Annotated in this window: 7 protein-coding genes and 4 pseudogenes; 4 read left to right on the top strand and 7 right to left on the bottom strand. The window is 43.9% G+C overall.

The features are described 5' to 3' along the window. Positions 1 to 265: 265 nt before the first annotated feature. The 3 genes and pseudogenes from HWQ41_RS26020 to HWQ41_RS26010 form a co-directional block, all read left to right on the top strand. Positions 266 to 580 (top strand): annotated as a pseudogene (locus HWQ41_RS26020) (deoxyribodipyrimidine photo-lyase); the annotation flags it as partial. A 33-nt stretch (positions 581 to 613) separates the two neighbouring features. Then, on the top strand, positions 614 to 1,309 hold the full coding sequence (locus tag HWQ41_RS34385; protein WP_366931714.1) for a pentapeptide repeat-containing protein: 696 nt from the start codon (positions 614 to 616) through the stop codon (positions 1,307 to 1,309). 260 nt (positions 1,310 to 1,569) lie between these two features. Then, positions 1,570 to 1,687 (top strand): annotated as a pseudogene (locus HWQ41_RS26010) (IS701 family transposase); the annotation flags it as partial. Positions 1,688 to 1,786: 99 nt separating this feature from the next. Here HWQ41_RS26010 and HWQ41_RS26005 read toward each other — a convergent pair. The 4 genes and pseudogenes from HWQ41_RS26005 to HWQ41_RS25990 all read right to left on the bottom strand — a co-directional run bounded on the left by HWQ41_RS26005 (position 1,787) and on the right by HWQ41_RS25990 (position 4,625). Continuing rightward, a pseudogene (locus HWQ41_RS26005) lies at positions 1,787 to 2,788 on the bottom strand (aldo/keto reductase). A 622-nt stretch (positions 2,789 to 3,410) separates the two neighbouring features. Then, positions 3,411 to 3,914 (bottom strand): hypothetical protein, encoded by a 504-nt coding sequence (locus HWQ41_RS26000; protein ID WP_292769554.1) that lies wholly within the window; start codon positions 3,912 to 3,914, stop codon positions 3,411 to 3,413. 76 nt (positions 3,915 to 3,990) lie between these two features. Further along, a pseudogene (rpsU, locus tag HWQ41_RS25995) lies at positions 3,991 to 4,179 on the bottom strand (30S ribosomal protein S21). 131 nt (positions 4,180 to 4,310) lie between these two features. After that, positions 4,311 to 4,625 carry an RNA-binding protein gene (locus tag HWQ41_RS25990; RefSeq protein WP_292769551.1) on the bottom strand — a complete coding sequence of 105 codons (315 nt, stop codon included), beginning with the start codon at positions 4,623 to 4,625 and terminating at the stop codon, positions 4,311 to 4,313. Positions 4,626 to 5,164: 539 nt separating this feature from the next. Here HWQ41_RS25990 and ilvA point away from each other — a divergent pair. Next, positions 5,165 to 6,676, top strand: a complete 1,512-nt coding sequence (ilvA, locus tag HWQ41_RS25985) for a threonine ammonia-lyase, biosynthetic (protein ID WP_292769548.1) — start codon at positions 5,165 to 5,167, stop codon at positions 6,674 to 6,676. Positions 6,677 to 6,857: 181 nt separating this feature from the next. On the opposite strand, the gene HWQ41_RS25980 is transcribed toward ilvA, so the two are convergent. The 3 genes from HWQ41_RS25980 to HWQ41_RS25970 form a co-directional block, all read right to left on the bottom strand. Further along, positions 6,858 to 7,898, bottom strand: coding sequence for a hypothetical protein (locus HWQ41_RS25980; protein ID WP_292769544.1), 1,041 nt, complete (start codon positions 7,896 to 7,898; stop codon positions 6,858 to 6,860). Between the two features lie 10 nt (positions 7,899 to 7,908). After that, positions 7,909 to 8,154 carry a hypothetical protein gene (locus HWQ41_RS25975; RefSeq protein WP_292769540.1) on the bottom strand — a complete coding sequence of 82 codons (246 nt, stop codon included), beginning with the start codon at positions 8,152 to 8,154 and terminating at the stop codon, positions 7,909 to 7,911. 686 nt (positions 8,155 to 8,840) lie between these two features. After that, positions 8,841 to 9,720, bottom strand: an 880-nt coding sequence (locus HWQ41_RS25970) for an energy transducer TonB (RefSeq protein WP_292769537.1), incomplete at its 5' end; no start/stop codon positions are given.

Here is a 9,720-nt window from a genome sequence, read left to right as displayed (position 1 = left end):
CCCCCAGCCCCTAAGAGCCGACGGGGTGGGGTTCTTTTTTTGATTTATGCAAGAAGTCTATTGTATTGAGCGATCATAGGTGTTCAATAATTTAAGATAGCGATCGCACTCATTCATCTTTGCTTACTATGAAAAAAGTTCTCTCATCAGGTTGAGAGCGATCGCCTGCGGCAATCCCTGCGGTGTACGCTTATATTTATCCGCCATAATAATGACTTAACCTACAAGTATTTTTGTTGATATATTCTCACCCTTCAAAGTTCACATGACCAAAAATATGCAACGCGAATTTACCAACCGCTATGAGTTGGTAGCCTACCTGAACGAACAATTCCCAGATGCGGCACAATGCGATGACCACATCAGCGAAACTCTGGGAGGACGTAAAGCGGTACAAAAAGCGCAATACCAAAACGATGCTACTAAACTAATTAAGGAGTTAGGCTGGCGCGACTACTGGCAACGGTTGTATGTCAAGTTAGGGGATGGAATCTGGGAAGATCAGGAAGAGTACAAAACTGGTTACACTGTAGGTGAATATGCACCCGAATTGCCGCAAGATATCAGACAAGGAACCTCGACATCAATACTTAACGCGCCAAAAGTTATAGAAATGAAAAATATTATCTCGATTGGTTGGAATAGCTGGTTAAAACGACACAAAGAATCTGTTTTACTATTTGACTCAATTGCTGCCGCTAGTGAGATTGCCCTTATGCTTAACGGTCAGTGGGATGGGTGCAATGGTGTGATAATAGTTAAATGTGATGAAATAGCTGTTAACACTGCTACTAAACTATTAGAAGCTGGATGGTGTTATCAAGGCGCATCAAAAGCTGTTTTAGACAGAGTAACAACTGATGAAATTTTACGCCGTTATGCAATGGGAGAAAGAAATTTTATTAATGCTAATTTGAGGTGTGCAGTACTTGCATCAGTGAACCTGAGTGAAATTAATCTAAGTTATGCAAAGTTGAGTTGGGCAGACCTAAGTCAAGCCAATCTAAGTTTTGCTGATTTAACAGCGGCAGATTTAAGTAAAGCTAATTTAAGTGGAGCCGACCTGAGTAAGACATACCTAATGAGGACAAACCTAAAGGGGGCAGACCTGCAACTAGCAGATATGAGAGGGGCTAACCTAAGTAGCGCTAACTTAAGTGAAGTTAACCTCACTGATGCTGACCTAAGAGGAGCCAATCTAGCACTAGCAGACCTAAGAGGGGCAAATTTTCACTTCTGCAATTTGAATGGGGCTAACCTAACAGGTGCCAAGTTAATTGAAAGTGATTTGGCTTTTGCTAGACAATGAGCACGCCTTGGACTTAGGTGCGGTTTAACTTAAGTAACCAATGATAATAATGTGCGCTCGCGTACCCGCCCACCGTAGGCATCGCGCAGTACTCAGGGTAAGGATTTTCAGCACTTTATTGCTTATATGACTTACGCATTGACAGAATGGTAAAATGATGCGGATAAAAATGAGAGTCGTCAACAAAGAGGTATCGGACAATTAGAGAAATCAGCAAAACCTCAACAGGGCAGTGCAATCTAGAACACTACATCCTATTTCTGCACTTCAGTTCCGAAGCACAGGGGGTGCAGTAGATTAGCAGAAATACTTGGAGACGTTTCACATGATAGTGTGAATCGCTTTTTGTTGAGAGAAAGATACGAACCGAAAGATTTGTTAATTAAGCTTTTTGGCGATTTTTGCATAAGTCCTAATTATCAGATTTAAACTAGGTTTTTGCAATGATTTATATTCAAATACAGCAACGTTGAAATTTTACTTAGTTTGAAAGATATTTTGTACCATTTTTTTGTCTGCATTCGCCGCCGCCCTATCCAACTCTGCAATCTCACTGGCGTTTAATTGCCAACCCAATGCACCAATATTCTCCCTCGCCTGTTCGACGCTCTTTGCTCCAGGGATAGGAATGGTTCCTTTACAGATGCACCAATTAATTGCTACCTGTGACATAGTTTTGTTTCTAAACTGTGCCACCTCTTGCAAACATGCTAAAAGCGATGCCTGCGGCGGGCTACGCCTACGCATTCCTGGTAATATCTGCCTAAACAGCAGACCTCGGATGCCTTTGGGCAAAGGGCCTTGCTCAGAGTATTTTCCTGTCAGTAGTCCCAAGGCTAGAGGGCTGTAGGCAATCAATTTGATTCCCAACTCATCACAAAGGTCTTTGAGCTTTAGTTGGGTGACAGGATATGTAGACAACAAAGAGTATTGAACTTGCAGAGTTGTAATAGGAACGCCCCGTGCAGCAAACTTTTTCTGCACTTGCTTAAGCCGTTTCGGGCCATAATTGGATAGTCCCACTCCTTTGACCAGTCCTTACTCATACACATCGGCAAGACCATCTAACAGCCCTCCCTCTTGCCAAGGAGCATAATTCGCTGTAGACCAGTGCATCTGTACCAAATCTACGTTTTTTCCCAGACGATGGGCAGATGACTTGCAAGCCCTTACCATTGATTGACGTGTCCATCTCCACGGATAAGCAGCAAGCTTAGTAGCAATACAAATATTTTCTTTGCCTGAACCTAGATATTCTCGATTGAATCGTCCCAGGAGTAACTCACTCCGACCATTCAATCTCCCAGTTCCGTAAGAATCACCTGTATCAAATAAAGTCACACCGTTGCTTACACAAAGGTTAAAGACGGCTTGTAACTGGTCATCCATACTTTCGTCATATCCCCAAAGCAGTTGGTTGCCCCATGCCCAAGTCCCGCAGCCCATACTTGGGAGGGAGAGTTTTTGGAGAATCTGCATCTTTGCTCTCTGTAGATTGCCTTAGTGAACTACCCCAACCTCTAGACGGACGAGGCTTCCCAATTCATCAGGAATAACCTCTCTTGTCTCCGTAGTTATATTGGTCTTACATTCCCTCCTCTTGTCAGGACTCCTGGTTCCCAAGACCCAAATCTTTTATCCTGAGCGACCCCTGCCGACTTGTACTGAGCGCAGCCGAAGTAGCGGAGTCGAGGTAAGTCGAAGGGTTTTCTTGCAACATATACTTATCAGCTTGGTTTTCGCTTATGGCATTGATGGTCAACACACTAACTATTTTACCAGAAATTGGTGAGGTGATTCGCGGTCACTGAGCTTGCGTTGCACTGAGCTTTGTCGTACCACTTCGTGGAAGCAAGCTACGCGCATCGTCTCGTAGAGAAGGGTCGAAGTGTCATATATCTAGTATCTGTTTTTGCTTTGCAAAAAATGAATACGCTTATACAATAGACATCTCCAAAAATGATGTAGGCACAATTCATGAATTGTGCCTACCAAGGATTTTGGACAACGCATAATTAATTTCACCAGATGTCTATTGGGCAAACTTAGCCAAGCACATATATTTTTTGTCAGTTGCTAAAAGAGCGATTAGCACCAACCATTAGGATATTCTCGGATTTGCAAGGAGCCAAGCTTTCTGAGTCCATGCGTTATTAAAGAACCCAACCTCTGGCGCTTTTAATTCAAATGAATGAGGTGGTAATTGTAGCAATAAAGGCGAACCTTTGTCATGAGCTTCAACTAAGTTAACTATCCAGGGAAGAAAGTCTAAGATTTCTTTTGGTAGTACAGTTAACTCAAAATCCCACACCAAATTAAGACCTCGGCATACTTGTCCTTTTCTTAACACCGTCACTCTACCAGCACTCTTGTTAATAGCCAGTCGAAGAATGAAGGGGCGGAATGGGACAAATTCATCAGGGGCTGTATAAGCGTATACATTTACATAGTTCAGTCTTTGCCTATGATCCATCCAAGATGCGATCGGTGAATTACTACTATAAGATGCACCAGTTATGATCACCGGCATATTCATAGCAGCAGCAAAGTTAGAGTAGAACTTATGCCTTAGTTCGCTAACAATATGTTTAGCTTCTGGGTTCATGGTTCCTACACCTCTTACAAAAACGATACCTACAATCAGCTACGCTAACGCATGGCTTTATAAGAGACAATTATTATCAATTGCGGAAACTTCTCTTACGCTGTTTGTGCTTGGCAATTGCTTTGCGTTTGCACTTTTGCAGGGGCGTTTCAAAGTGACGGTGCTTTCTGATATCTGGAAAAATTCCCGCTTTGGATACTTATCACTTAAATCGACGTAAGGCTGATTCAATCCCTTCACTTTCGCCTACGATTCTTTGGGTCATACTATATTTCTACTAAATAGACTTAATTAGTGGTTGGGTTGTGGTAAACACTCCAGTCAACCGAAGCACAAAAAAAGGCAGACGCCTTGTCTGCCCTCAAGACCTTAGAGTTAAATTCTTGGTTTTAGACCTTAATAGGGGCGAGAGGAGCCACCACCACCACCACCATAGTTTCCTCGTCTACCACCAGAGGAACCTCCGTCTGTCTTCGGCTTGGCTTTATTAACTTTTAAACTCCGACCCATCCACTCAGCATTATCAAGGGCCTCAATTGCTGCTGTTTCTTGTGCGTCTGATTCCATTTCTACAAAACCAAAACCTCTCACCCGACCTGTTTCTCGGTCAATAGGCAATTGAACATTTTTTACAGTTCCGTATTCTGCAAAGACCTGCCGGAGGTCATCTTCTTTAACCTCATAAGATAAGTTCCCGACGTAAATTGACATAATAGAATGTCTCCAGAATCAGGGGGTGTAGAGATTTACATCCGGAGAGGTCTGTAATACAAGTATATATAAAAACAAACTACACAGCCGAATTTAATCTTCCATGCATACTTTAACATAAATTGAGAAGTTATGTTCATAAGCAACACTATACTTATCTATTGTTCTAAATACTCGGACAATTGGCAAAACTCGTTTAAAATCAACTTACCAGCGATCGCATTGAATTTGAAGTCACCAAAAAATTCAATCACTGAATATTTTATCCTCAGAGATAGGACTCGTATTTGATTTTTGAAATAACTCAGTACACATCTATTCCCTATTCCCTGTTCCCTATTCCCTTCTTTCCTATTCCCTGTTCCCTGTTCCCTCCCTACGCAAGTAAGTTCAGGAATCAAATCGGATTCCTATAGTATTAGTAATTGTTCAATTTTATTCACTCAAAATTTCGAGAGAGTGCAATTAAATGAAACCAGTGCGATCGCTTGTAACGTAAAATTAATTTCCATCCGGCATTTGCTAACACCTTGACGCCCATGTATTGCGACTACCTCATCCAAATTCTGACTGCCCGTGTGTATGATGTTGCCCAGGAAACACCATTGGAGTATGCCCCAAATTTGTCTGCGCGGCTGAATAATCAACTCCTGCTGAAACGTGAGGATATGCAGTCAGTATTTTCCTTTAAACTGCGGGGTGCTTATAACAAAATGGTGCAACTGCCACCAGAGATATTGGCGCATGGTGTAATCGCAGCGTCTGCGGGAAACCATGCTCAGGGAGTCGCCCTTGCAGCCCAACGCTTGGGAACTAAAGCGATTATCGTCATGCCAATAACCACACCCCAAGTCAAGGTAGACGCGGTGAGAATGAGGGGTGGAGCAGTCGTGTTACATGGAAACACCTACGACGATGCTTATAGCTATGCCCGTGAATTAGAAGTAGAAAAAGGATTGACCTTTATTCACCCCTTTGATGATCCGCATGTCATTGCTGGACAGGGAACAATCGGGATGGAAATTTTACGGCAATATCAGCAACCCATCCATGCGATTTTTGTGGCAATTGGAGGGGGCGGATTAATTTCTGGGATTGGAGCTTATGTGAAACGGTTGCGTCCCGAAATCAAGATTATTGGCGTTGAGCCAGTAGATGCTGATGCTATGTCTCAATCGCTGAAAGCCGGACATCGGGTGCGCTTGTCTCAAGTGGGGTTATTTGCTGATGGGGTAGCAGTGCGGGAAGTAGGTGAAGAAACTTTTCGTTTATGTCAGCAGTATGTAGATGAAATCATTCTGGTGGATACAGACGATACTTGTGCTGCGATTAAAGATGTGTTTGAGGATACGCGATCCATTTTAGAACCAGCCGGTGCATTAGCGATCGCAGCTGCCAAAGCCTACGTAGAACGAGAACAAATCGCAGGACAAACCTTAATTGCTGTCGCCTGCGGTGCAAACATGAACTTTGATCGCCTCCGCTTTGTGGCAGAACGGGCAGAGTTGGGCGAACGTCGCGAAGCGATCTTTGCAGTCACAATTCCTGAGCAACGGGGAAGTATTCGCCAGTTTTGTGAATGTATTGGCAACCGTAATCTTACCGAGTTTAATTATCGCATTGCCGATGAAAAAACAGCCCATATTTTTGTCGGTGTGCAAATTCAAAACCGTGCCGATGCTGCAAAGATGGTAGAAACCTTTGAAGCTCAGGGATTTGAAACCCTTGATTTAACGGACGACGAACTAACTAAATTACATCTGCGGCACATGGTGGGTGGGCACTCTCCCCTGGCTCACAATGAATTGCTCTACCGTTTTGAGTTTCCCGAACGTCCCGGCGCATTGATGAAATTTGTTACTTCCATGAGTCCCAACTGGAATATTAGTCTTTTTCATTACCGCAACAACGGCGCAGACTACGGGCGAATCGTTGTCGGTATCCAGGTTCCCCGCCATGAGATGGAAGAGTGGCAAGCTTTTCTCGATCACCTGGGCTATCGCTATTGGGATGAAAACAAAAATCCGGCATACAAGTTGTTTTTGGGATAGGCGAGGAGTGGGGAGTAAGAATTTTAGATTTTGGATTTTGGATTAAAGAATTGAAATTTAATCCAAAAGACGCTCTCTACGAGATCAAGGCGTAGCTTGCTTCTGGGCAGGAGTACGCGGACTCGCTCTCCGTGGCGCTATCGTCAATCCAAAATCTAAAATTGAATTGCCCAATACCAATTTAGCGAGAACTTCTCTTTGGTATCAGATTGGAGTCCCAAGTATAGAAGCCGATTTGGTCAGGAATCCTAGAGAATCTGCCCGTCCGATAGCCTCTAGATAATTCATTCAGCACCTTATTTTTGATCTCTCTAAGTTGCTGAGAATCTAGTTCTCCATAAATTCCGGCGATGACTTCAGCGACGCTGAAAACTTTACCTGGATTTTGTTCTAACAGGGAGGTGAGGGCATCAATTAAGAATAGACCCTCAAAGGCTTTGAGCATTGGTACTGTTTTTGTCGGGGGTACGAAAGGTTTCTTCTTTTTGCTTTTGATGCTTTTATAAGCATTATTGCCATTACTTGGGACTACCAAACTTAAATCCAGAGTATAACAACCTGGCTCATCGGGAATAGTTACCCAGTAATTCCTTTCTCTGCCTTGGGTGAGGGAAGATTGAACCCTACCTTTAACTACTTTGAATAGATTGGAATCTAACTCTCCATAAAGCGATCGCACGATAAAATCGATATGACAGACAGTGCCTATATTCTCTTGCAATAGCTGTTTTATGGCTTCCATTCGCGAGAGAGCGTGCTGATATTGAGGTAGCATCGGGATTTCCGCCACCTTCGTTGAACTATCGTTGTTCTCTGGAGGTGTCTCGATATCTGGCGATGTAGTTAGAGGTTGACTCTTTTTTGTATCAACAGCAGCAGAAAAGGAATTATCTATCTCAACCAAGTCTTTGTCTTTTCGTTCTGATTGTAAAGACTCCACCAAGTTGATTTCGTCAATGTCATCAAGGGGTGATAAAAACAGCAGAGAGCCTTCTTGAGAAAGATTTGAGGTTTCATCAGCCGCCGTCAGTCTTGATATCTGCTTGTCGGGATCAGAAAAAGACCAGTTAGACAACAATGCTTCTACATGATCGAGCTGCGATCGCGCCTGCACAAAGAGGCGTTCATACTCTTCTGTAAGACGAGCATAATAGTCTCGTAATTCCAACAGTGGTGAGAGAAAGGTACCCGGAGGCGGTTCTAATTGTCCATTTTGAGTCATAAGGCTTTAATTAATTTAAATCGATGTCACTTTTGTAAGACATTGCTCTGGGTTTTGCTTTGTGAGATGTTGGCTGGGATTTCTTAGGCGGTTGGGGAGGGCGACATCTCTCACAATATAAGGGTCGAGGCCCGAAAGTCTCGCGCTTTGTCACATCGTTACACTCTTTACAGACAAACTGGAAAACACGAGTATGAATCTGTCTTTTGTGCGCCCTGACAGTATATTCCCTAACATCAATGAATTTACTTGCCATAATCAGGAATTGTGAATTGCCGTCGGATCAATGTCTTATCAATATAGCTATTCAAGCAAATCAAACTGCATCAGTGTGTGTTTATGTAGAAGTTTTATTCAAATCAGTGAATTTGACGCCTAGCATAAAGTGCAGATGAGCAACTTGAGAGTTAGCCATTGACTATCCTCTCACCATATAATTGGTGATGAGCAAACACTACTACCTTTATTTTAGGCGCAGGCGATTTTCATCGCCCTGATCAGAGAAATGGGTAGGGGAAAGTACGGGATTATTCACTTCCACTTCCATTGATTGGCAAAGGGCGCGATCGCCAGTGTGTCTAATTGCCCATCATAAAATTACCGCACTCGCAGATGGAAGAGGTGAAACGCTTAACAAAGGCATTCCTGTCTAAAGAAAAACCGCCTCCTAAAAGCAGGAGGCGGTGCGCGATCGCTAATCAAAGTATGATTCCAGCAAGTTTTGTCGCTCTACTAGTTGTCCACCAAGACAACTTTGCTGAGTCAATAAGTTCGTAGCCAGGACTTTAGTCCTTGCCTTACAGCAGTTTTCATTTATTTGAACCACATCTGTCGTCGGGGCACAGCAATGCTGTGCCCTTACTGCGTGGTCTATTTACCTGAAAATAGCCTTAAGCGCTCAAGCGCTTACTACGAACCCATCAATTTCAACTTGACAAACTACTACTGCTGACTGGGAGCAGCAGGTTGCGGTTGCGATTCAGATTGCGATTGAGGTTGTGGGCGTAAACGGCGCAAAGACTCCCGCAACTTGTTCTGGCTAGTGTTATCTTTTCGCCGCCGTCGATTTGTGGTTGCTTGTGGGTTTTGTGATGAATCAGTAGCCGTTGCTTCAGGCTTGATGCGGCGTAAGGACTCTGTTGCACTTCCTTGAGTGCGAGTTGTGCTAGATCCAGATGATGAGCTTGTAGCAGGACTTTCCCCTCTTTGAGGTTCCAACCGTCTACTCAATCCAGATATTGCTGGTCTTGTGGCTGTAGCTTCATTAGATGGGGGTGTCAATTCTCTGCGTCTACGTCTTGGATTTTCTGGTGTGGAGTTAGCAGCAGCTGCTGCCTGCTGGGTTCTTTCTTCTGCTTCTCTTTGTGCTTGCCGTTCTTGAACTTGGCGCGATCGCCGTGAACCTTTTATAGCAAATTCAGTGGCGATCGATACCCCTTGTCTACCACCTTCTGCGGGTTTTAATTTCCAGTCACGCGCTTGTCTGGCGGTTTCTTCATCTAAGTCGCGGTTTCCACTGGAGCGAGCAATCCGCACATTGGTAACATTGCCTTGTGAGTCAGTATCTACAGCTACTTCTACTCTGCCTTCAACTCCTCCCCGTCTTGCTGCATCTGGATACTTGGCATTACATTCGCGGCAGGCTGCACGACCATTACCATCACCTGAGCTATTAATTTTTGGCGGTGTTGGCACTGTTGGCGCTGTTGCTACTGTTGGACGGTTTCCTACTCCATTGCCAATTCCACTGCCAGTGCCACTACCAATTCCATTACCGGTGCCACTACCAGTTCCACTGCCAATGCCACTACCTGTGCCACTA

It is taken from the genome of Nostoc sp. NOS(2021) (assembly GCF_017115025.1).
Classification (GTDB): domain Bacteria; phylum Cyanobacteriota; class Cyanobacteriia; order Cyanobacteriales; family Nostocaceae; genus Nostoc.
This window is presented reverse-complemented; position numbering and strand designations above follow the sequence as displayed.